The organism is Streptomyces zinciresistens K42 (assembly GCF_000225525.1).
Lineage (GTDB): Bacteria > Actinomycetota > Actinomycetes > Streptomycetales > Streptomycetaceae > Streptomyces > Streptomyces zinciresistens.
Map to the genome: position 1 here is coordinate 1 of NZ_AGBF01000466.1, position 884 is coordinate 884.

Sequence of the window (884 nt, forward strand, 5' to 3'; positions counted from 1 at the left end):
GCACACACCGGACGCCGCTCCCCGACCGGCAGACGCCGCCCGCCGGAGCACCGGGCGCCGCCCTGTCCGGCGCGGCCGTCCCGCGGTGGATCGACCGCCACGACGTCCTGGCCGCCCATCTCGACCTCATGTGCCTGCGGATCGCGGTCCGTGTCGCCGCCGGGTCCGGACTGCGCGGCACGGCCGTGCGCCGCCTCGCCGCCAAGGTCGCGGGCCAGGTCCACGAGGCCGCGCGGCGCAGCCTCGGGTCCGGCCAGGGGGAGCTGGACGCACCGACGTTCGAGGCGGTGTTCCCCTGGGGCCCGGCACCCGCCTGGATCGGCGGGGGCACCGGCTGGGCCCCCGCCGTGCTCGCAGAAGGGCTCCTCGTCCCGGCCGGCCGGGGCTACCGGTTCGCCCACGAGGAGTTCGGCGACTGGATCCAGGGCATGCACCTGGACCTCGACGAGGCCCTGGACACGCTCGTGCACCGGCGGGAGACCGACCCGGCCGCCGAGCCGCGCCTCCCCGTGCCGCACCACCGCATCGGCCCCGTGCTCCAGGCCCTCCTCCAGCTCCCCCGGCGGCACGGCACCGGCCGACTCGGCGCCCGGCTGCGGGAGTTGACCGGCGCGCTGGACACCGGGCGGGACTCCTGGTGGGCGGCCCGGCTGCTCAGCGGCACGCTGCTGGCGGTGCCGGACGCCACGCCCTACCGGGACGTCCTGCGGCTGCTCGGCGACCGCATCAACGACCGGCGCCGCCAAGGACGCGACGCCCCGGACGAGTTGGGCCCCGCCTTCTGGACCGCGCTGCCGCTCCCGGACGCCGAGCGGCTCGACCTGCTGCGCCACCTCGTGCGCGCCGACGGCCCGCCGGCCGACGCCGCCCCCGGTGTCCGCGCC

1 pseudogene is annotated in these 884 nt (G+C 78.7%); it reads left to right on the plus strand.

The annotated features are described in order from the left end of the window. Nucleotides 1-884: pseudogene (locus tag SZN_RS37235) on the plus strand (serine protease); the annotation flags it as partial.